We start from the raw sequence: 22016 nt of genomic DNA, 5'->3' as shown, positions 1-22016 counted from the left end.
ATTAGTGTCAATTTCAACATTAAATGAAACGAAAATCACGTTTTGTTTCCCGCCTTATAATAACAATACCTTTCATGCGGATAATGTCTTTTTCATCAGAGTCATTAGATACAATTGAGCACAAACGAGTCACACGTCTTGCTAATTGTTCTGCATAGGACATTTGACCTATGTCAGCCCAGTCACGGTATTGCAACATAAGGCACATAAGCTCATCAAAACTTTGACGTCGAATAGGAATGAGGAACGCCATGACATCAGCATTAGACAGGCTAAAAGCACATTCATCCATCGTTGCCGATACCGGTGACATTGAGGCTATCCGCAAACTTCAACCTGAAGATGCGACCACTAACCCTTCTTTACTTTTAAAAGCAGCTGAAATGCCTGCCTATGCCGCGTATTTGGATAAAGCGTGGACTTATGCAAAAAGCGAAGAATCGGATGCAATTAAGCAGCTTGAACTGGCGTGTGATTATTTTGCCGTATTACTTGGTAAAGAAATCGCAGACATCGTTCCTGGATACATTTCGACAGAAGTTGATGCGCGTTTGAGTTTCAATACAGAGGCCACGATTGCAAAAGCCAAACAGCTTCTTGCCCTTTACAAGCTCGAAGGCGTGAGCAAAGACAAAATCCTGATAAAAATTGCGTCAACTTGGGAAGGCATTAAAGCAGCTGAAGCTCTTGAAAAAGAAGGTGTTAAATGTAATTTAACCTTGTTATTCAGCGAAGCCCAAGCACGCGCATGTGCTGACGCCAACGTCTTCTTAATTTCGCCATTTGTTGGTCGTATTCTTGATTGGCATGTAAAAAATGGTTTAGCTAAACCTACAGATCCGCTTCAAGATCCAGGTGTACAATCTGTTCGTAGCATTTATGAATTCTACAAACACCACGGTTATAAAACAGTGGTGATGGGTGCAAGCTTCCGCAATACAGGCGAAATCGTTGCATTAACAGGCTGCGATAAACTGACCATTAGCCCGCAACTATTAGAAGAACTGGCAGAGATGCCTGCTGACGACAGCTTCTTACTAGAAACTATCGAAGCAACGGAAGCAAAACCAGCTCCATTAACAGAAGCTGAGTTCCGCTGGTTACATAACCAAGATGCAATGGCGACAGAAAAACTTGCAGAAGGGATCCGTGCTTTTGCTGAAGCGCAGGAAACACTTGAAGCACGTTTCAAAGCACTTTAATTGACAGAATTACTATCCTTCAAAACGCCACTTATGTGGCGTTTTTTTGTGCCCGATTTTAAATATTTTTCCCTTTAATACGTGAAATAACTTCAATCCATACCACTGTTTTTCTTTATATTTTGGTTCATATTCTCCTTTTCAAACATTCAGCTAAAAGTGCCAACCCCTCGATATTCAAGGCTTCTACGCTCATGCTTCCGTTTAAAAAGTTTTGTTGATTTTCATCAAAGCATCACGTTGTTTTAACGTAATTGAAATATTTGTGTTTTATTTTTGAGCGGTCTGTGATATACCAACCTTACCCAAATGCGTGTGGAAAAAGCGTAACGGGTTGCGTGGGTGTGCGCAATGAGGTCAATCATCAATAGGAGAAATTCATGGATAGCCTAGACGATTTATTTGAGTTACTCGAGGGTTCGGGAACGGCTAAACGTACCTCTCAAAAAAATAAAAAAAGAAGATGGCGTGAGATTGAAGCACTGAAGGATAGACAAAGACTTCGAAAGGAACTGGAAGATCTCGATATTTTTGCAGACAATATCGACCTTGAAAGTATAGATTTTTAGTAAAAGAGGTCTCACTGAACACAGTGGACTCTTTTGCTTTAATCGACTTTGTACCTGAATAACACCGTAAACAGCTAATGTTTTACGTGTTATTCGGTATCTCAGCCTTTTATTTTTTGCCTGCATAAGCAAGTAAGGTTTAATCCTTTCCTTGTTGCTAGGGATACTTTCGCGTTTGCCGCGGTGCCGAAATAAACAGGAGATGGAATGTCTACGCAGAGCCGCAACTTTGCCTATGCGTTACGTTGTCTTAGTAATGATGTTTTTTGAACATCAACGCGATAATATTGTCAGTAAGCCTTATCAAGGATCATAGGAATGTCGACCATCCCGTTTCTATTCCGTATGCCATCAATTCGCTTAAATCCAAAGCGTAAGTACACATTCTCAGCGTTCAATGCGGAATTAACCGTAAAGCGACCACAATTTCCATTTCTCAACGCCGCCTCTTTAACTTTATCCCACAGTTTACGCGACAAACCTTTACCTTGATTTTCATCGTCCACAAACAAATGGAACAGATGTGAATAATCTCGCATACCCGCAACGCCAACTACTTTCTCAGCACAATCAAGTGCAACGACATACAAATATCCTTCGGATAGATATTGCTCGATACGCTCGGTCGACATGGATCCAAGCAACATATCACGAACTGCAGGATCGCATGTTGGACAGACATATTTGTCTGTCATTGCAACAACCAAATCACTGATAGCCTTTGCATCCTCTATATCGGCATGTCGAATATTGATGTTCATTCGGTCTCACTTATCTTGCTATAGCTCGATTACATCTTATTTTGAATTTAAATCAATGGTGGATTTTCAAACCCTCGCTGAGTATTTTGTCGTTGATGCACTACAACACAATGCTCTTGCTCAAGTTATCATTAAAGGTGCGTTTGTTTAATAGGATCAAAATCACCGTAAATAAACCAAAGATTGCGAGCGCGGAACCAAATTCCCCAATAACATAATCCGTTTTTCCTGTATTTAATGTCATCGGGTTAAAAACATGCTGAATATATAGATTATGGCTACTGTGAAGCAACAAACCAGTCCACAAACTCCCCGACTTGACTCTAAACCAGGTATAGATGAAATTTACACCTAAGGTCATGAGCGAAAAACATATTAATTGATAGACCAAGTCTACATCGGTGCCGTAAAGCCCTAATACAATAATCGGGTAGTGCCATAGTGACCAAAGAATGCCTACCATTAGTGATGTTTGAAAGGGACTGCAATATTGCAGCAAGGTAGGTGTTAAATACCCTCGCCAACCGATTTCTTCACCTATTGCCGAATGTGCAGCATAAAGTGTCCCTTGCAGGAGAAATCCAAGCATCGCCATTGTGGGAAAACTCGTAATATAGGCGGATTCGAAGCCTCCATAAGAACCAAATGGACTCAGCCAAACAACCCCGTAAATCAGTAAGCAGTATAAAATGGGTGTAAAGTAGCTCATAAGGAGATAACGCACGTTACCAAGCGACCAACCAAATCCACTTATCTTTTTACGAAATAGAAATGCTGTGATGATACCCGCGATCCCCGGCCCCCAAGCAAACCCGAGTAGCCACGCTGAATCTTCCGATGTGACCCACAAATAAGTAAATATTGAACTTATCAAAAAAGTGAATAAAACAAAAACGCACATTTCTAACGTCAATTGCTTCAAAATGTTTACCCACATGAAGATATACCAGATGGAGTATACGCCGTAATTAGCGACTTTCTAATAGGCAATGGTACTCGACAGCTATTTGCATCAATCCAAGAGAAAAGACTAAGAAACAATAGATTAAAGGGAGTGGTGGAAATAGAGCGCGAAGCCAAGCGCCTCGCACCCTATAGTGCTAGAGCTTTTGCTTCACATATTCCCCAGGTGCATCGTAAATACCTGGGTTATCCTCTGTTTTTGCGGGTCTCGCAGGGACTTCATCACCTTGATATTGATGCAACCATTTGCACCAATGAGGCCACCAAGAACCACTCTCATGTTGAGCTTTGTCCAACCAAGCTTGTGCTTCACCTGATACGTCAGGCCCAAACCAGTAGCCGTATTTCCCCTTGCTTGGCGGATTAATTACACCAGCAATGTGGCCAGACTCACCAAGAACAAACGTTGTCTGAGCACCTGTCGCCTGGATCCCTTTAAACGTGGCTTGCCAAAGAGCGATGTGATCGTCTCGTGTTGAAAGCATATATACGGGCTGCTTAACCTTGCTCAAATCGATTTTCGTGCCACGTATACTCACTCCCTTCGCTTCGACCAAGCGATTGTTGAGATACAATTCACGAAGCATAAAATTGTGGCATGTCGCAGTTAAATTTGTGCTGTCCCCATTCCAATAAAGCAAATCTAAATCCATAGGCGCTTTGCCTTTGAGGTAGTTGTTAACGTAGTAGTTCCAATACAAACTATTTTCACGCAACATACTAAATGACACACCAAGCAAATGCCCATGCATCACACCATTTTGCAGGTTATAGGTTTCAAGTGCCGAGATGGTCGGTTCGTTGATGAACACACCTATTTCACCCGGTTGTGAAAAGTCGAGTAAAGTCGTTAATAGCGTTGCACTTTTGATACGAGGCTTCATGCGCTTCGCAGCAAAATAGGCCATTGCAGTCGTGACTAGCGTTCCCGCGATGCAATATCCCACTGCATTAACTTCACTTTCCCCCGTTTGCTTCTCGATTGCCTCAATCGCCGAAATCACGCCATCCACGACGTAGTCTTCAAATCCGACTTCCGCCATGCTGGGATCTGGGTTTTTCCAAGACACCATGAACACTGTGTGGCCTTGATCAACGGCGTGTTTTACGAATGAATTCTCCGCGCGTAAATCCAAGATGTAGTATTTATTAACGTAAGGTGGCACCACCAGCATCGGCGTTGCATGCACTTGCTCTGTGGTCGGGTAATATTGGATAAGCTCGAAGAGATGATTTTGAAACACCACGCGTCCAGCTGTCGTTGCGATGTCTTTTCCAAGCTCAAAAGCATCGTCATTAGTCATGCTAATCCGTAGCATGTCCCCACCACGCGCCAAATCTTTTTTAAACAGTTCAAAGCCTTGAATAAGATTCTGACCATTTGATTTAACCGTTAAATCTATTAGCTCTGGGTTGGTACTAATGAAATTGGACGGTGCCACGGAGTTCACAGATTGTCTGGCAAAAAACTCTAAACGTTCTTTTAATTTTGAATCAAGCCCAGGTGTTTCACGGATAGATTCCAACAGAGATTGCCCAAACAATAAATAACTTTGTTTGATGTAGTTAAACCATGGATTTTCTTGCCAAGCCTCTGAACTGAAACGTTTATCTCCAACTTCAGGCGCAACAATATCACTTGCTTGCTCGCCAAGCATTTGGCCCCATGTGTTTTGCATAACTTTAAGCTGTTTTTGCCACCAGTCGAATTGTTTTTCATACATCACTTCGGGCTGTTTCGATACCTCATTTAGCCAAGTGGCAAAATCTTTGGCATTTTGTTCATTCAGGGCTTGTTGGAGTGGATTACCTTTTACCATTTGCTTCGAGAACAAGTTGTAAAACTCCTGCCCATACTGCCACCAATCTGCAACGATTTTGTCTAGTTCTGGGTTTTTAGTTTCCATGACTCACATCCTAATGGGACGAACCTTTGAAAAAGGTTAAGGGTAGAAATTGCAATATACGAAAGATGTCCAAATGGGACTCTTTGTTTTAAGAGATTAAACTTGTGCTGTTTTAAGCGTTTCTTTGCTTAATGCTTCAAGGTTGTCTTTGAACTCTTGACCAAGTTGCTGCAGTTTTTGACCGTCAGCAATCATTTTCTGGCTCAACGTATTCAAGGCATTTAATTGGCTCGCATTAAAATCAACAAACGTTTTCACATCTGAAATTTCAGCCGCTGTTTTAAGTTGTGCCAGCGTTGTTTCAGTGTACGATTGCGCGACGTCAAGCTGCAGTTGAGCTAGTTGCTCAATGTTTTTTGCCACAAGTTGGTTAAACTTGAACATTGGTGAAAAATACTTTTCGCTTTGCTCTTGAAATGTCTTCATTAAATCGTTGTACATGGTCTTCTTCCTTATCTAAACAAGTCTTAAATTCGAACTTATTCCCAAATACCACTGAGCACACTTCACTCGTTTGAGAATCCGTCTCTCTATCGTTATTGCATATACAGACCACCATTGAGCGCTAAAGTCTCGCCGGTGATATAACTCGCTTTATCTGATGCTAAATAAGCAACTGCCTGAGCCACTTCTAAAGGCGTTGCCAATCGCTGCATGGGGACTTGTGCTTTGATACTTTCAAGCACGTCTTCTCGCATCGCCGCAACCATTGGGGTCTCGGTGTAACCTGGAGCTACGACGTTTACCGTTACGTTTGCTCGAGCACCTTCATAAGCGAGCGCTTTACTAAAACCAATCATGCCCGCTTTTGCAGCGGAATAGTTTGCCTGACCAAATTGGCCTTTCTGACCATTCACGCTGGAGATATTGATAATTCGCCCGAATTTACGCGCACACATTTGCGCAAACAGCGGCTGAGTCATATTAAACAATGAATTCAGATTGGTATTGATCACTTCATTCCATTGTGATGCCGACATTTTCTTAAAAGTCGAATCACGAGTGATCCCCGCATTATTCACCAAAATATCGACATGACCATAGCTATCAATCACATCACTTAACGCATTTTCGCAAGCGATTTGATCGGTAACATCGATGAAAAGAGGTTTCACTTTGGTTGGATTAATCTGATGCTCATTAAGCCAAGCATCAAAATCGGCTGAGGTCCGTTTCGCACTCGCGACAGCAAGCACAAAACACTGTTCTTCGATAAGTTCTTTTACGATAGCGGTACCGATGCCACCAAAAGCACCTGTAACGATTGCGATCTTTAGGTTTTCCATAACTTACGTCCAAGCAAATAAGCAACTGAACAACCGCACATCTCAGTCGCGACACCCGTTAACTACCCTTACAACGGAGGTTAAAAACTGTCACTATTCTTTAGTGGGAATATGACAACTTCATCTCACAAACATGTAATTTTGAAGACATCTGCCCACCAAAAAAGGCTTCAATTCAGAGTGTAGAAGATTAGAGTAATAACTCAAATTTATATTCTTCACTCGTTGCTATTTTGACCGAATCCCAATTTGAAAAATTGATTTAGCGCAGGGTCTATTCAAGTCCCTTTTTCGAATCCAGCCAAACAATAAGAGTGAATGCGTTTGTTGGGTTACACTTTTTTACGATTCCAAACGCTCACTGACATATTTGTAACGCTTTTCGACAGTAAACCACGCGTAGCTTTCCTAAATTATACCCACTGGCTAATCCAGACTATTGGGGTTGCAAAAAACCAAGCTCAATTTTTCAGCAAACAGACATCTGTTACAGCCCAATTAGCGCCAGACCATTAATTTTCGACAAGGATACTCGACTATGTTTCGCCAAACCGTTCAGCTTTCTGCGATAGCAATTTTTGCCAGTCTCGCGCTTAGTGCGTGTGATTCCTCCTACGACGACATTAAAATTCCAACTTTTCCTCAATTAACTACAAAAGGTGTTTGGGAACGAGTTGGCTATGGAGAATTACTCGAAGTCACCGACAGCGCTCTAACCTACTACCAATTTAACCAGTTTGGTTGTACCAAACTGCTTGAAACGACCGAGCAAATCGCATTAGACCAACTCAGGCTCAAAATCACCCCTAACTCTTTGACGAAACTTGCTATTCAAGAGCAAGACCTGATAGAACCCTATTATCTGCAACGCATAAATACCCTGCCTACAAGTTGCACAACCTCGATATCCGTAGACAGCCCGGTCAGTCAAACGTATGTTTTTGACTATATTTGGAATCTCTTTAACGACTATTACGCTTACTTCGACACCCGTGAAGTCAATTGGCAAACTCAATACGACACTTATCGACCTCTCGTCAACGACAACATGACCGACGAAGCCCTATTCCAAGTGTTAAGTGAACTGGTTGCTCCACTACAAGATGCTCACGTCAACATTATCAATGAATCAAAGGCGCTGTATTTCAATCGCCCGAAAGACAATCCGTTTTCCCGTACGGTACGAGGGATGATGTTTGCGTCGCTACGAGACGGTGAAGTGCTTGACCCAAGTGAAATCGAATCAGAGCTGAATCAACTTTACGCTCAGATAAGCACATCCTACATGACGCCAAGCTCGGCCAAGCGCTTCCCATCAGATCCGCAAGACGAACCTACGGTTCTATGGGGCATTACACCCGACAATGTGGGCATCATTACTATAAACAACATGATGTCTTACGCATCCGACACAATGAGTGAAGAAGCGACGTTAGCCGCGGCAAACTCATTATTCGATACCATCATGGCCCAGCTCGCTCAAACCAAGGGAATTATTGTTGATGTAAGAAATAATCAAGGTGGGTATGACAGCGTATCGCTTGCTATTGCACAACGATTTAACCAAACGGATCATGCAGTGTTTTACAAGCAAGCCAAAACAAAAACGGGCACTGGTGACCTGTTGGAACGTAAGTTAAATGGTCGAAGTGATGCATACACAAATCCCGTGTATTTATTAACGAGCGAAGTAACCGTGAGTGCCGGTGAGATATTTGTTATAGCGATGCGCTCACTTCCTCAGGTAACGCAAGTAGGTAAAGAAACCTCAGGCGCGTTATCAGACCTAAAATTCTTTGATATACCCAATGATTGGTCTATTACCCTGTCAAACGAAGTCTATTGGACTTCGGATAATCAATACTTTGAAAAAACCGGCATTCCACCCGCTGTATCGATCCCTGCTTTTTCCGTCGATGATTTAAAAATGGGTCGCTTCCAGACCTATGATTATGCGCTAAAGGCCTTAGGTAGAACGTCAGATAAAACATTATCCGAAGCCGAATTTGAGCAAAAAATCTCGCAGCTTAGCAATCAAGCCAACATTAAAAATATGTCTATATCCGTCATAAAAGATAACGAAATCGTGTATGAAAAAGGCTTTGGTATGAATGCTCGAACAGGCGAAGCAACCTCACCCCAATCCGAATTCTATTTAGGGTCTGTCAGTAAAACGCTATTAGGCGCAACTATTGCTGCAGCACTTGAAAACCAACCAGAGTTTTTGGATTCCGCTTTACAACCCGTATTACCTTTTGTGATAGATGCGGCTCAATTTGCACAAGATAATCCGCTCACTTTGCGACAATTAATTACTCACACGTCTGGGATTTTAGATTCGGAACAAACCTATCTGTGCAGTTACTTTACCTATGAAAACAGTCAAAGTTTAGCGTCGCTCTTAGCGCCTGAAATGGGCTGTCCTGAAACGGTTTCGCAGGACGAACAACTGTTTTTCTCCCAGTATCTATCGGCACAAGGCGAGCTACATTCACATGAGAATTTCATTACTCAATACGGTTTAAAGAATAACCAAGCTTATGTTTATTCTAACATTGCCTCGGCACTCGCAGGACTTGTGCTTGAACAAAAAACCGGCCAATCACTATCACAACTTAGCACCCAATTGGTGTTTAATCCGCTTGGCATGACACATACTTATTGGGCGGTGAATGAGTCAGAGACATCAACACCGAGGTACGTATTCGATGACGATTCACAGTCGGTATACGTTCCAGAATATCGCAATATCACCTATGCCGATGGTATGGCTGTATCAAGCAGCCATGATTTAGCTCGTTACCTCATTGCGCTCGGTAATTCGGGGAAAATTAATGGAGGCTCAAGCACTCAACCCTACCGTTGTCACCGCTTTGTTAACTCCGCAAACAATACTCCCCACACCGGAAGGTGACATTGGTTATTTCTGGCAACTCGATGGCGATATTGTTAGTCATGATGGTTCTGACCCTGGCGTTGCGACAAATGTGCTGCTAAATCGTCGTGAAAAATTCGGCTATGTCTTATTGAGCAACGCCGATGCCGACAATGAACAAGTTGCAGCCGCTTTTCAAGCCATCAACGGACTTGTACGTCAGTTTGCGGAACAGCAATAAAGTAAGAGCCTCAATGTCAGGTGAGTTTGTACCTGACATCCGATTGCCTAAGGTTGAACTCCAAATTTGATGTAATGGGAAAAATATAAGTAGGAAAGGTAAAAACGCAGCCGAACAACGCGTCGCGTTTTTACTTAATACGACACATTTTACGACCGATATGTGGGTACTACACCTGCCACTGAATTGCTGTTTTCCCCATGCTTGCAAGTAATTCATTGGTTTGAGCAAAATGCTGGCAACCTAAAAAACCACGATGAGCAGACAATGGCGAAGGATGGGGTGCTTGCAACACATGATGACGATTTCTATCAATCACTTTACCTTTCTTTTGCGCGTGTGAACCCCACAACAAGAAAATAATACCGTCTCGATGGGCGTTGAGTTTTTCAATCACCACATCCGTAAAGCGCTCCCAACCAAGATGCTTGTGTGAGTGCGCTTGCCCTTGCTCTACCGTCAATACAGTATTGAGCAGTAACACGCCCTGCTCTGCCCAAGGTAGCAAATAGCCATGAGGTGGCACTTGGAATCCCTCAATGCTTGCAGCGAGTTCCTTGTACATGTTTACCAATGATGGCGGTGGCTTGATACCGGGCAAAACAGAAAAACATAAACCATGGGCTTGATCAGGACCGTGATAAGGGTCTTGACCCAATATCACTACTTTTACGTCTTCAAAGGGCGTAACCTTGAATGCTTCAAATACTTTCTCTTGTGGCGGGTAAACAACCACACCTTCAGCACGACGCTTTGTCACATAATCTAACGTTTCTTGAAAGTAAGGCTGCTGCTTTTCATGCCCAAGTACATCGCTCCAAGTGGTCATGTTATTTCCTTTGTTGGTAAAACTCGCGAGAAGCATTCAGTTTATCACACATCTCTTCAACACCATCAAGTACTCGAGTGGTATAGCGATGCAATAAATCCGCGTCGACGTCGACCACTTGATCAAATTTACCTGCAGGTATTTCCGGCCAGCGAGACCAATCAATGAATTCGACCTGCTTTTTGGTTTTTTCATGCGGTACAATGATGACATCCGGTTTTGCATGTAACACGTTTTCAAGACTAATTTGCGGGTACTCGTTGCTCGCCTCCGCGAAGACGTTCTCAACATGGCACAAAGTCATCAGCTCATGGATCCAAGTTTTGCGATTGACGCTCATCATTGGATCTGGCCACAATTGATAAAACGCACGTAGGGATGAACTACTTTGGTAATGTGCTCTGAGCATCTTTAGTTTGGCATCAAATCTCATGGCCACACGGTTGGCGTTCTCCGTGAGTCCGGTAAGTTGCCCAAAGCGGCGAATTTCCTCTGATACCGCCTCGAGACTCGTCGCATTGCTATACATCACAGGAATGCCTAAAGACTCTATTTTTGCCAAATCGTCTTTTTTATTGCCCGTTTGCCACGCAATCACCAGATCCGGTTCTAACGCCAACAGTTTTTCAAGCTGAATACCGTGATAGCCTCCGATTCTGGGAATACCGAGCGCAGCCTCTGGATAATCGGCATAGTCGACTGTTCCAACGATGCGATCGCCTGCACCGATTACAAATAAGTTTTCAACAATGTGTGGGGCTAACGCCACTATTCGAGCCGCAGGTTTCTCTTCAACTTCTTTTTCAAAGGCATTCGCTGTGGTGAACACATTTATGCACCAAACCAACCCCAGCGTAATTATAAATCGATTTTTCATTGCCGCTCCTAAGGCTTAAAAATCAAAACCTTTACGCGCTTTTACTCCGGCTTCAAACGCATGTTTGATGTTTTGTACTTCACTTACGGTATCTGCTAAGTCTTTTAAACGACGATGCGCACCACGCCCGGTAATGATCACGGACTGCATTGCTGGACGACGTTCAAGTGCTTCTATCACCTCATCCAAATCAAGATAATCGTACGACACCATGTAAGTAAGCTCGTCTAACAACACGAGATCAATAGACTCATCTTTAAGCCACTCCTTAGCCACGGCCCATGTTTCTTGTGCCGCTAACGTGTCGGTTTCACGGTTTTGCGTTTCCCACGTAAATCCCGTTTTCATCACCGCGAATGGAACCCCTGCCTTTTCGAGTAAATTGCGTTCGCCGCATTCCCACATGCCTTTGATGAATTGCACGACCGCCGCATTCATACCATGTCCAACACAACGTGCAACCGTACCAAACCCAGAAGTTGATTTGCCTTTCCCATTACCCGTGATGACTTGCAAAATGCCTTTCTCTATTTGCGCAGCAGCAACTTTGGCATCGACTTGCTCTTTGACTTTTTGTTGACGCTCTTGATGCTTATCACTCATGTTTGTCCTCTTTGCTCGCCGCTTGCGAGAATAATGTCTCTAAATCCAAATACTGTTCACAAATGTCTGCTAAGCGATCCAATTGCGTTTCTCGATGCTCTGCTAAATCAAATGATTTACCATGCCAATTTCCCCCACTCGCCCAACGAAGGATCTCATCACACGCCTTTGGATTATCAAATAGGCCATGTAAGTAAGTCCCCGCTAACTGATTATCTTCAGAAATAAAGCCATCTGTTTGAAAGCCATCAGGATGATTGTCAAAACGTAAAAATGGCTTTCTTAAAGCGCGTCCATGAGAGCGACCACAGTGAATTTCATAGCCTTCAATCACCACTTCGTTATCGTTAAGCAAGCATCGCCCTGTCGCCTGAGTCAGCACCTTTTGAGGCAGAAGCTGCGTAACGAAATCAGCTAATTTCAAACCTTCGGTACTCGCAACTGGTGATTCTACGCCGTCCGGATCATTGACCTCATGCCCTAACATCTGTAAGCCACCGCAAATTCCTAGCACTTTGCCTCCGTAGCGTAAGTGCCGTCGAATTTCGGCTGGCCAGCGTTCATTTTTCATAAACGCCAAATCACCAGGCACATTCTTACTGCCAGGCAAAATAATTAAGTCTACTTCACCAATGGATTCGGTGTGGCGCACGTAACGTAAATCCACATCAGGGTTTAACCTTAAACTATCAAAGTCGGTATGGTTACTAATATGGGGGAATACAAGTACCGCAACGATGAGCTTTGCTGCATTTACGCGATTGTCGATATTGAGTGCATCTTCTGCATCCAAAGCTAAATCATGGAGATAAGGCAACACACCGAGTACAGGCTTGTTCGTATAAGCCTCTAACCAATCCAGCCCTCCCTGGAGTAATCCAATATCACCACGAAAACGATTGATCACAAAACCTTTAACAAGCGCTTGTTCTTGTTCAGACAATAGCGCTAATGTACCAACTAAATGCGCGAAGACCCCACCTTTGTCGATGTCTGCAATGATGATCACAGGAGCATCCACTTCGCATGCAAACCCCATGTTGGCAATGTCATTTTCACGTAAATTGATTTCCGCCGGACTTCCCGCCCCCTCAACAAGACACCATTGATATTGTTGTCCAAGCCTGTCATAGGAATCCAGTACGGCTCGCATGGCGACTTTTTTATAATCGTGGTACCTCGTAGCTTCCATATTGGATAACGCTTTGCCATGAACGATAACTTGCGCCCCTGTATCACTGTTAGGCTTCAGCAAGATGGGATTGAAATCTTTCGACATTGGCTGTTTTGCAGCAATGGCTTGTAACGCTTGTGCTCTGCCTATTTCACCACCGTCAGGCGTTACCGCGCTATTCAATGCCATATTTTGTGGTTTAAATGGCGCCACTTTTGCGCCTCGCCGAGCAAGAACACGGCAAAGACCTGCGACTAACGTGGATTTACCTGCGTCTGAAGTAGTCCCTTGTATCATTAACGTTTTCAATGCGTTATTCCTTACTCGATTTCATCGTGAGCGGTAAACCCGCAATAATAAAGTCAACGCGTGATGCCAACTGGGCAAGCAGTTGGTGCAATCGACCCGACTCGTCGACAAACTGACGACTTAATGCCCCCATGGGTACAATGCCATGACCTACTTCGTTGCTTACCAATAAAATGTGCGCGCGGCTTTGTGCCAATATGGCGAGTAATTTTGAACGTTCAACTAAATAAGCTTCTAGTCCTTTTTCGCACAGCCAATTTGTTAACCAAAGAGTGAGGCAATCCACCAAAACCACATCATATTCAGTAAAACGGCTCAGCGTTTGAGTTAACTCAAACGGTTCTTCCACAACCTCCCAACGACCATCCCGTTGGGCTTGATGCTGATTAATTCGCGCTTGCATCTCCTCATCGTTTGCCGTTGCGGTAGCGATATAGGTCAACCTGCGTTCCTGATTTTCCTCAAGTAATTGCAACGCGCGCTGTTCCGCTAATCGGCTTTTGCCGGAGCGAGCACCACCTAAAAGAAATTCGATACTCATGCCAATAAAGCCACCAAGTAAAAGTAGACGGTGAGTTCCAAACATTGCTGAGCTGCGCCCAAACAATCTCCTGTATAGCCTTGAAGCTGTGCTTTAAACCACTGTTTACATAGGCATTGCACACCCCAAAGGACCAAACATAGACCGCAAAGCCCATAGAAACTCAAAGGGGTCAACATCCAAGTTAACAGCAACACGACTGCACTCGTAAGCCACAATAATTGCGCACTCTCAGGATTTAAGTGTTTAGCAACCGGCTTTACTTTCGATTCGGCATCCGCCTGTACATAGGGCAATTGCCCAATCAGGGCTGTTGCAAATGCTCGACTCAACACATGGCCAAGAACAAGGGCGCTCACGACTTGCCAGAAACCAAATGCTAATAAATACAGGCTGATGTATTTTGACAACAATAGAATTACCAAAGCAGATGCGCCATAGGTACCAAGCCTACTGTCTTTCATAATCTCAAGCTTTTGACGTTGCGTCCAACCACCGCCAAACCCATCCCAGACATCGGCAAAGCCATCTTCATGGAATGCACCAGTGAGCATAAGCGATAGGGCTAAGAGCAGTAAGATTGTGAGTTCGGCAGGAAAGATAAACCCAATAACAAGATACGCCGCACTGAGCATCAACGCGATAACCAAACCAACCAACGCGAAATAACCCGAGGCTAGATTAATGGACTCTTCTTCCACCTCAGAGTGGATTTTTACTGGTAAGCGCGTTAAAAACACTAAGGCTAATTTAAATTGCAACCCATTCAGGTTCATCCATTCACCTCTGTGACATTCGCATCGGTAAAACTGGCCATATCGTTGTAAAAGGCTGCTGCACTTTGCAGCAAAGGCAGTGCAAGTGCGGCTCCAGTGCCTTCACCTAACCGCAGTCCTAAATTCAACAGCGGCGTTACCTCTAAGTATTCCAGCATTTTTTGATGGCCTTGTTCGCCAGAACAATGTGCAAAAACCATGTAATCCTTTGCGTTCGGTGCAAGTTGAGTTGCTATCAATGCTGCTGCCGTTGCAATAAAGCCGTCCACCACAATCACCTTTTGTGCTTTTGCAACGGTCAACATGCTTGCGACCATTTGCACAATTTCATATCCTCCGAGATGTTGTAGTACACCTATCGGTGTATCTAATTGCTTGTGATGAAGCGATAAGGCATCGGCAATGAGCGCCTGCTTTTTCATTACAATCTCGTCACTTACACCAGTTCCTTTACCGACCGTTTCTTTGGGAGAAAGCAAGGATATCGCGGAAAATATCGCTGACGCGGACGTCGTGTTACCAATCCCCATTTCACCAAAAGCGAAGATATTCGTCCCTTTCTCAAGCATGTTGTTGATGAGTGCATTGGCTAGGTCGAAACCACGCTCAAGCGTCGCACGCTCCATTGCAGGTTTACGATGAAATGCATTTGTTGACGTGCCTAAACGTTGAGAAATTACGTTTAGGTCAAGCTCGGGCTTCACCAAAATACCACAATCCACGACGCTGAGTTGCCAACCTAAGGTTTGGCACAACGCATTGATTGCGGCGCCACCGTTGGAAAAATTAGCAACCATTTGACCCGTTACTTCACTTGGTGCGATAGAGACCCCTTCTGCCGCGATGCCATGATCTCCCGCGAAAATAACCAGTTGCGGTATACCAAGTTCGATTTTATGGTTCTCTGAGCGCGTTAAAATAAGTGCTAACTGCAAAGCTAACGGTTCGAGCAATCCAAGCGCGCCTAACGGTTTGGTTTTGTTGTCGATCAGAGCCTGACACGCCGATTTAAGTTTTGTATTGAGTGGCGGGATATCAAAAAGTGTATTCAATGTCATAAAGCACGAGTCCGGCTGCGAAGCAGCAAAAGAATGAGGAAAAATAAACTGCCAATGGACGCGGTGATGACACCAACTGGAAGCTCCTGATTGTCCAGAAGTGAACGCGCGACGATGTCGACCCAAAGCATAAACAAACCACCGGTTAAGAACGTCGCGAGTAACCCCGACACTTTGGCTTGCGAAATAAAAAATCGCACGATGTGTGGGATCATCAAACCGACAAAACCAACACCTCCGCAACTTGCTACAAGTACCGCAGTAATCAATGAGCTGATCAATAACATCGCCACCCGCAGTCGACCCGCATTCACGCCAACCGTTGTGGCTGACTCATCGCCGAGTAACAATGCATTCAATGAACGGCGATAAAGCAACAAAATGGCGCACGCACTCAACACAACCGCAACGGGCAACCATAACCACTGCCAATCCGCTCGACTAAAGCTACCTAAATTCCAAAAGAGAATCGCGCTGATGGCTTCTGGATCAGTCCAATACAGCAATAGGCTGGTCAGCGCGCTGAATAAAAAGGACAATGCGACCCCCGCGAGCAGCAACACTTCTACTTGGGAGCTTCTCACGCTTAATGCCAGTGCTATCAACAAAGTGACCGCCAGCGTACTGCCTAAAAAGGCCGCTCCCGCAATTACCAATCCAGCTTGAATGCCCGTGAGTGAAAATAGCAAGACCACACCAAACGATGCGCCAGATGAAATACCAAACAAATACGGGTCAGCTAGTGGATTTCGAGTAACGGTTTGCAGTATTACTCCCGCCAGTGAAAGCCCTGCCCCCGCGGTAAACGCCAAAATGGCCCGAGGAAGTCTGAGACTCAATCACAATTTTTTGCATCAAATTGCTTGGCTCAGCGTTTATCAACGCGTGCAATACATCAGCCAACGATACCGTTACCGCACCTAACATCATCGATGCCATAAAACTGCCCAGCACCGCCAAGAACAAGATGCTCACGACCAAACTTTGCTTCACCACATTATTTGGCATCTCAAATATATCCATAGTGATAGCGAATATGAGGAATGGCTTTAGAACCGGAATGAAGCATATCGACCTCTGCACAGACGCCAAAAACAGCGCTTAGAAGTTCACTTGTCAGCACATCAATTGGACAACCATTAGCGACTAACTCACCTGATTTAAGCACCAAAATACGCTCACAGAGCGCTCCGGCGAGGTTTAAATCATGGAATGAGGCTATCACGGTGACGTTCATCGCCTTCGCAAGCTCCATAATTTGAATCTGATATTTAACGTCCAAGTGACTTGTTGGCTCGTCCATTATCAGTAGCTCAGGCTGCTGGACCATCGCCTTTGCAATCATCACTCGTTGCCGCTCACCTCCTGATAAACTGGAAAAGGACTGGGAGGCTTTGAGTGCCAAACCAACCGCGTTCAGTGATTGCATGACCTTCACTCGATCATCAGAGGTGTAGTTTGAAAAAAGCGGTTTATGCGGTGTTAGACCCATTAAAATGACATCAACAACGGGGAGATTAAAGTCATTTCCGACTTCTTGTAGAACGACAGCAACTTGCTTCGCATACTGCTTGAGAGACACCACTTCAATCGGTTTCCCTTGGAACAGCAAATTACCTGACGATGGTTGAAAATAACGATATAAACAACGCAATAGCGTCGACTTCCCAGCACCATTAGGGCCAATCAATCCAACAAACTCACCGCGAGAAATAGAAAACGAGACGTCGTTGATAAGGGATTTATTTCCTTTCTCGACGCAAAGATGATCAATCTGAATGAGCGTGTCTGAACAAGCTAAATTTGCCATAGTGCCTCTAAATTTTGGGCACCGCAAAGCCGCTCAATTGAGCGCTTTGACCTGAGTGCGCCCGCTCAAGTACTCGTATTAGCCTTGGTATCTGACTTTTTCGCAGTAATGTTTAGCGTCCTTTGCTACCTCCTTGCAATATCGACAAGGAAAGTTTGATTAAACGCAAAAACGTTTACCGCGTGAAGGCATGCCTTCAATTACAGTTGCGGGGACAGTGAAGGATTCGCACCTTCTTCCCAATATCTGCTAATACGCAATAATTTCGCTATTATGAAGTCTAGACGTCTAAAATACAACTTTTGGCCAGCGTACACCTTGCTCGTCAATATACACGTCTAGACTAAATCCTGTTAAATAATTAAATTCGATCGACGCCAACTGCGTCCCTGATGGCTTTTCAATTCCAAGCACATAAAAATAAACGAACTTCAATACGCCTGCATGACTAATTACCAGCACGTTTTCGTCGGCCTTGCACGTATTCAAAAGTCGTTTTAAAAATCCATGACAGCGTGTCGCAAAGCTTACCATCGTTTCGCCAGCTGGAGGGGTTACAGACCAAGGATCAGACCAAAATTGTCCAATCTGAGGCTGGTGCTTCCAAAGCCATTCGTATGTTATCCCATCCCAATGACCAAAATCACATTCAACAATAGTGCTATCGAACACCACATCACCAGAAACATTGAGCGCGTCCATCGTTTGCTGAGTGCGCTCTAAAGGTGAAACATAAATTGTGTCGAATCGACTCCCTATCAGGGATTTGGCATAGCGGCTAAATTCCACAGGGTACTGCAGGTGAGCGTTAGTCCGCCCTAATAGCACACCTTTTGTTGCAGGTTGCGCATGGCGAATAAAGTGCAATTTCATACTCGGTTCCTTTTGCCTGCATCGTCACAACGGCACTTAGATTGAAAAATTACGCGCATAAAAAATGCGAGCCTAGCCCGCATTTTTTATTCAATATTCGTATTACAAAATTTGGTTGTCTTTCCAAATTTGCTCTTTCGCTAAGCGCTTTTTGCGTTTATCACATGGGTCATCACAATCGCACACTTTATCAATACCCATTGAACCTAAACCACCGCAGCTGCTTGCCATCGACTTTTTCTGAACCAGAACACCGACTGCCATAGCGAGTACAATGAGAATTAATAAACCAAAAGTAAGAAGAATCAACGACATTGCTTTAACCCTTAAAATCGAAGCCTGACTACAAAGTCAGGCTGGCAACGGACCGCGCTATTATAGCGCGCTTAAACCTTGCTCACAAATATGGTTTAAAGGCAGTACTAGACCAAGTTTGAATACCACTTGATGTTTTACTCATAAGATAAACTGGCAAATGATGTTCTTCCGCGTAAGCTTGCGCTTTATCCATCCCCATTACCGTCAACGCTGTTGCGAGGCCGTCAGCGGTCATCGCTGAAGGGTGCAGCACCGTCACAGAAACGAGATCATGCTTGATAGGCATACCGGTTGCAGGGTCGATTAAATGTGTATAAATCTCGCCATCCATTTCGTAGAAAATACGGTAATCACCTGATGTTGCTATACCGCTGGTTCCCGGCTCTAACACACGATGCACTTGACGCTGTCCCATAGGTGCGTCAGGTTGTTCGATTGCTATTCGCCAAGGCTCACCTTCCGCCTTTGTCCCTGCGACGCGAAGTTCACCACCAATTTCAATCATGTAATTATGAATATTGTGCTTTTCAACAAGCTCAGCTACTTTATCGATGCCATAGCCCTTGGCCGTTGCAGAGAACGATAAGCGTAGGCCATTGATTGTTTTTTCCAAACCTTGGTCAGTCAGGACCAATTTATCAACGCCAATACGCGAAACCATCTCATCCAATTGAGTTTGACTTGGACGATTGGTCGGACGCTTATCAGGTCCAAATCCCCACAAGTCGATTAACGAGTCCATCGTTACATCGAGTGTTTTTGTAGATTCGCCCAAACGGATAGATTCAGCCACAACGCGACGAAAATCCTCGCTGATTGGCATTACTACGCCAGCATCAAGGGCATTGAACGTATTTATCTCTGAATCAGGGATGTAGGTCGACATTGATTGATTCACGGCAACAAGTTCAGCATCAATCTCAGCCTGCAGTGTATTTTGTTCGATGTCTATATTTCCGGGAAACACTTTAATGCTGTACGTAGTACCCATCGTTTTGCCATGCATTTCCAACATCCGTTCTTCGTTTGCAGGGCTACAAGCCGACAAAAAACCGGATACTAATAGGCCGAAAGCGAGGTTTTTTACCAAGCGGTATTCAGTCATTCCAATTCCTCTAAAAAAAGAACCCCTGTGTGTTTCACACAGGGGTTCAGATTATGCAAATTAACTTATATGCATCACGATGGTTTAGCCACCGAAGTCATCCAATAGGATGTTTTCGTCTTCAACACCTAATTCTTTAAGCATGTTGATTACCGCAGCGTTCATCATCGGAGGTCCACACATGTAGAACTCACAATCTTCTGGCGCTTCATGATCTCTCAAGTAGTTCTCAAACAGAACGTTGTGAATGAAGCCTGTGTAACCTTCCCAGTTGTCCTCAGGTTGAGGATCTGAAAGTGCTACGTGCCATTCGAAGTTATCGTTCTCAGCCGCTAAGCCATCGAAATCTTCTACATAGAACATTTCACGTTTAGAACGAGCACCGTACCAGAATGACATCTTACGCTTAGAGTTAAGACGCTTCAGTTGGTCGAAAATGTGCGAGCGCATTGGCGCCATACCAGCACCACCACCAACGAATACCATTTCTGCATCCGTGTCTTTCGCGAAGAACTCACCGAATGGACCAGAAATTGTGACCTTATCGCCTGGCTTAAGTGACCAGATGTAAGATGACATTTTACCGCATGGTAATGTTAGATTGTTCGGTGGCGGAGTCGCAATACGAACGTTAAGCATGATGATGCCAAACTCTTCTGGGTAGTTAGCCATTGAGTAAGCACGGATCGTTGGCTCGTCAACTTTCGATTCAAGTTTGAAGAAACCAAAACGTTCCCAGTCACCACGGTACTGTTCTGGAATATCGTAATCCGCGTATTTAACATGGTGCGCTGGCGCTTCAATCTGGATGTAGCCACCTGCACGGAACGGAACGATTTCACCATCAGGAATGCCAAGCTTAAGTTCTTTAATGAACGTTGCTTTGTTATCGTTAGAGATAACTGTACATTCCCACTTCTTAACACCGAAAATTGACTCTTCGAGTTCGATTTCCATGTCAGATTTAACGTTAACCTGACACGCTAGACGACAGCCTTCACGTGCTTCACCTTTAGAAATGTGGTCAAGCTCAGTTGGAAGAATGTCACCACCACCTGAATGAACGTGTACACGACATTGACCACATGAGCCACCGCCACCACACGCCGATGATACGAAGATACCTGAGTTAGCAAGTGCACCAAGCAACTTGCCACCAGCTGGGATCTTGATTGCTTTTTCAGCATCACCATTGATACCGATAGTCACATCACCTTCAGCAACAAGTTTAGACTTCGCTGCAATGATGATAAGCACTAGCATTACTACGATAGCAATGAAAATACCTACGCCTAAATAAACCTCTAGCATGATTTCTCCTAGCTACCTTACAGTGAAATACCAGAGAAAGACATGAAGCCAAGACCCATTAGACCTACAGTGATAAAGGTAATACCTAAACCACGAAGACCATCAGGTACGTCTGCGTACTTCATCTTCTCACGGATACCTGCTAGTAATACAATAGCAAGCGCCCAACCTACACCAGCACCAATACCGTAAACAACCGACTCACCGAAGTTATAGTTACGTTCAACCATGAACGAAACCGCACCGAAAATCGCACAGTTTACTGTGATTAGCGGAAGGAAAATACCTAACGCGTTATAAAGCGCTGGGAAGTATTTATCTAAAGCCATCTCTAGAATTTGTACTAGAGCAGCGATAACACCGATAAAGGTTAGGAATTTCAAGAAGCTCAGGTCAGCCTCTGGGAAACCTAGCCACTCAAGTGAGCCTGGCGCTAAGATAGCGTGGTAAACTAAGTTGTTTACAGGTACTGAAATACCGAGTACTGCAACTACCGCAATACCAAGACCAAGAGCTGTTGTTACTTTCTTAGACACAGCTAAGAATGTACACATACCTAGGAAGAATGATAATGCTAAGTTTTCAATGAAAACCGCTTTTACGAATAAGCTAATGTAATGTTCCATCT

At 44.2% G+C, this 22016-nt stretch carries 23 protein-coding genes, 1 pseudogene and 1 riboswitch; of the genes and pseudogenes, 4 read left to right on the top strand and 20 right to left on the bottom strand.

Features of this window, described 5'->3' with window-relative positions; translation table 11 throughout:
- Window positions 1-19 precede the first annotated feature (19 nt).
- Window positions 20-253 carry a hypothetical protein gene (locus J5O05_RS13420; RefSeq protein WP_208842481.1) on the bottom strand — a complete coding sequence of 78 codons (234 nt, stop codon included), beginning with the start codon at window positions 251-253 and terminating at the stop codon, window positions 20-22.
- Between J5O05_RS13420 and tal the strand changes: the two genes are divergently transcribed.
- Window positions 252-1202: a transaldolase gene (gene tal / locus J5O05_RS13415; protein WP_208842479.1), complete on the top strand. Its 951-nt coding sequence runs from the start codon at window positions 252-254 to the stop codon at window positions 1200-1202. The two genes, J5O05_RS13420 and tal, sit on opposite strands and share 2 nt — an antisense overlap.
- Window positions 1203-1582: 380 nt before the next feature.
- Window positions 1583-1771: a DUF3545 family protein gene (locus tag J5O05_RS13410; RefSeq protein ID WP_208842477.1), complete on the top strand. Its 189-nt coding sequence runs from the start codon at window positions 1583-1585 to the stop codon at window positions 1769-1771.
- Window positions 1772-2061: 290 nt separating this feature from the next.
- On the opposite strand, the gene J5O05_RS13405 is transcribed toward J5O05_RS13410, so the two are convergent.
- From J5O05_RS13405 to J5O05_RS13385, 5 genes are all read right to left on the bottom strand, one after another.
- The gene (locus J5O05_RS13405) at window positions 2062-2532 is read right to left on the bottom strand and encodes a GNAT family N-acetyltransferase (RefSeq protein ID WP_244369623.1); all 471 of its coding nucleotides are present in this window, start codon (window positions 2530-2532) and stop codon (window positions 2062-2064) included.
- A gap of 100 nt (window positions 2533-2632) precedes the next feature.
- On the bottom strand, window positions 2633-3469 hold the full coding sequence (locus tag J5O05_RS13400; protein ID WP_208842476.1) for a CPBP family intramembrane glutamic endopeptidase: 837 nt from the start codon (window positions 3467-3469) through the stop codon (window positions 2633-2635).
- A 163-nt stretch (window positions 3470-3632) separates the two neighbouring features.
- Window positions 3633-5402, bottom strand: a complete 1770-nt coding sequence (phaC, locus tag J5O05_RS13395) for a class I poly(R)-hydroxyalkanoic acid synthase (RefSeq protein ID WP_208842474.1) — start codon at window positions 5400-5402, stop codon at window positions 3633-3635.
- Window positions 5403-5498: 96 nt separating this feature from the next.
- Window positions 5499-5843 (bottom strand): phasin family protein, encoded by a 345-nt coding sequence (locus J5O05_RS13390; RefSeq protein WP_208842473.1) that lies wholly within the window; start codon window positions 5841-5843, stop codon window positions 5499-5501.
- A gap of 95 nt (window positions 5844-5938) precedes the next feature.
- A complete protein-coding gene (locus J5O05_RS13385; protein ID WP_208842471.1) occupies window positions 5939-6688 on the bottom strand; it encodes an SDR family oxidoreductase in 750 nt (249 codons plus the stop codon).
- 538 nt (window positions 6689-7226) lie between these two features.
- Here J5O05_RS13385 and J5O05_RS13380 point away from each other — a divergent pair.
- Complete coding sequence (locus J5O05_RS13380; RefSeq protein WP_208842469.1) at window positions 7227-9602, top strand: serine hydrolase; 2376 nt, start codon at window positions 7227-7229, stop codon at window positions 9600-9602.
- On the top strand, window positions 9523-9804 hold the full coding sequence (locus J5O05_RS13375) for a serine hydrolase domain-containing protein (RefSeq protein ID WP_208842468.1): 282 nt from the start codon (window positions 9523-9525) through the stop codon (window positions 9802-9804). Before J5O05_RS13380 ends, J5O05_RS13375 begins: the two co-directional genes overlap by 80 nt.
- A gap of 169 nt (window positions 9805-9973) precedes the next feature.
- On the opposite strand, the gene ung is transcribed toward J5O05_RS13375, so the two are convergent.
- The 14 genes and pseudogenes from ung to nqrE all read right to left on the bottom strand — a co-directional run bounded on the left by ung (window position 9974) and on the right by nqrE (window position 22014).
- A complete protein-coding gene (gene ung / locus J5O05_RS13370) occupies window positions 9974-10633 on the bottom strand; it encodes a uracil-DNA glycosylase (protein ID WP_208842466.1) in 660 nt (219 codons plus the stop codon).
- A gap of 1 nt (window position 10634) precedes the next feature.
- Complete coding sequence (locus tag J5O05_RS13365) at window positions 10635-11510, bottom strand: cobalamin-binding protein (RefSeq protein WP_208842465.1); 876 nt, start codon at window positions 11508-11510, stop codon at window positions 10635-10637.
- A 15-nt stretch (window positions 11511-11525) separates the two neighbouring features.
- Window positions 11526-12113, bottom strand: a complete 588-nt coding sequence (gene cobO, locus J5O05_RS13360) for a cob(I)yrinic acid a,c-diamide adenosyltransferase (RefSeq protein ID WP_208842463.1) — start codon at window positions 12111-12113, stop codon at window positions 11526-11528.
- Window positions 12106-13596: a cobyric acid synthase gene (locus J5O05_RS13355; protein ID WP_208842462.1), complete on the bottom strand. Its 1491-nt coding sequence runs from the start codon at window positions 13594-13596 to the stop codon at window positions 12106-12108. Before J5O05_RS13355 ends, cobO begins: the two co-directional genes overlap by 8 nt.
- A gap of 4 nt (window positions 13597-13600) precedes the next feature.
- Complete coding sequence (gene cobU / locus J5O05_RS13350) at window positions 13601-14137, bottom strand: bifunctional adenosylcobinamide kinase/adenosylcobinamide-phosphate guanylyltransferase (protein WP_208842460.1); 537 nt, start codon at window positions 14135-14137, stop codon at window positions 13601-13603.
- Entirely contained in the window at window positions 14134-14913 is a 780-nt protein-coding gene (gene cobS, locus J5O05_RS13345) for an adenosylcobinamide-GDP ribazoletransferase (RefSeq protein WP_208842458.1), read from the bottom strand. Before cobS ends, cobU begins: the two co-directional genes overlap by 4 nt.
- Window positions 14910-15971, bottom strand: coding sequence for a nicotinate-nucleotide--dimethylbenzimidazole phosphoribosyltransferase (gene cobT, locus J5O05_RS13340; RefSeq protein WP_208842457.1), 1062 nt, complete (start codon window positions 15969-15971; stop codon window positions 14910-14912). Before cobT ends, cobS begins: the two co-directional genes overlap by 4 nt.
- Window positions 15968-16979, bottom strand: a pseudogene (locus J5O05_RS13335) (FecCD family ABC transporter permease). Before J5O05_RS13335 ends, cobT begins: the two are co-directional and overlap by 4 nt.
- Window position 16980: 1 nt before the next feature.
- A complete protein-coding gene (locus J5O05_RS13330) occupies window positions 16981-17781 on the bottom strand; it encodes an ABC transporter ATP-binding protein (protein WP_208842456.1) in 801 nt (266 codons plus the stop codon).
- A gap of 67 nt (window positions 17782-17848) precedes the next feature.
- Window positions 17849-18046, bottom strand: a riboswitch (cobalamin riboswitch).
- Window positions 18047-18069: 23 nt separating this feature from the next.
- Complete coding sequence (locus J5O05_RS13325) at window positions 18070-18654, bottom strand: histidine phosphatase family protein (protein WP_208842454.1); 585 nt, start codon at window positions 18652-18654, stop codon at window positions 18070-18072.
- A 102-nt stretch (window positions 18655-18756) separates the two neighbouring features.
- On the bottom strand, window positions 18757-18969 hold the full coding sequence (gene nqrM, locus J5O05_RS13320; protein WP_208842452.1) for a (Na+)-NQR maturation NqrM: 213 nt from the start codon (window positions 18967-18969) through the stop codon (window positions 18757-18759).
- A gap of 82 nt (window positions 18970-19051) precedes the next feature.
- Entirely contained in the window at window positions 19052-20077 is a 1026-nt protein-coding gene (locus J5O05_RS13315; protein ID WP_208842451.1) for an FAD:protein FMN transferase, read from the bottom strand.
- Window positions 20078-20161: 84 nt separating this feature from the next.
- Window positions 20162-21388, bottom strand: a complete 1227-nt coding sequence (nqrF, locus tag J5O05_RS13310; protein ID WP_208842450.1) for an NADH:ubiquinone reductase (Na(+)-transporting) subunit F — start codon at window positions 21386-21388, stop codon at window positions 20162-20164.
- 17 nt (window positions 21389-21405) lie between these two features.
- Entirely contained in the window at window positions 21406-22014 is a 609-nt protein-coding gene (gene nqrE / locus J5O05_RS13305) for an NADH:ubiquinone reductase (Na(+)-transporting) subunit E (protein ID WP_208842449.1), read from the bottom strand.
- Window positions 22015-22016: the final 2 nt, after the last annotated feature.

The organism is Pseudoalteromonas xiamenensis, assembly GCF_017638925.1.
Lineage (GTDB): Bacteria > Pseudomonadota > Gammaproteobacteria > Enterobacterales > Alteromonadaceae > Pseudoalteromonas > Pseudoalteromonas xiamenensis.
This window is presented reverse-complemented; position numbering and strand designations above follow the sequence as displayed.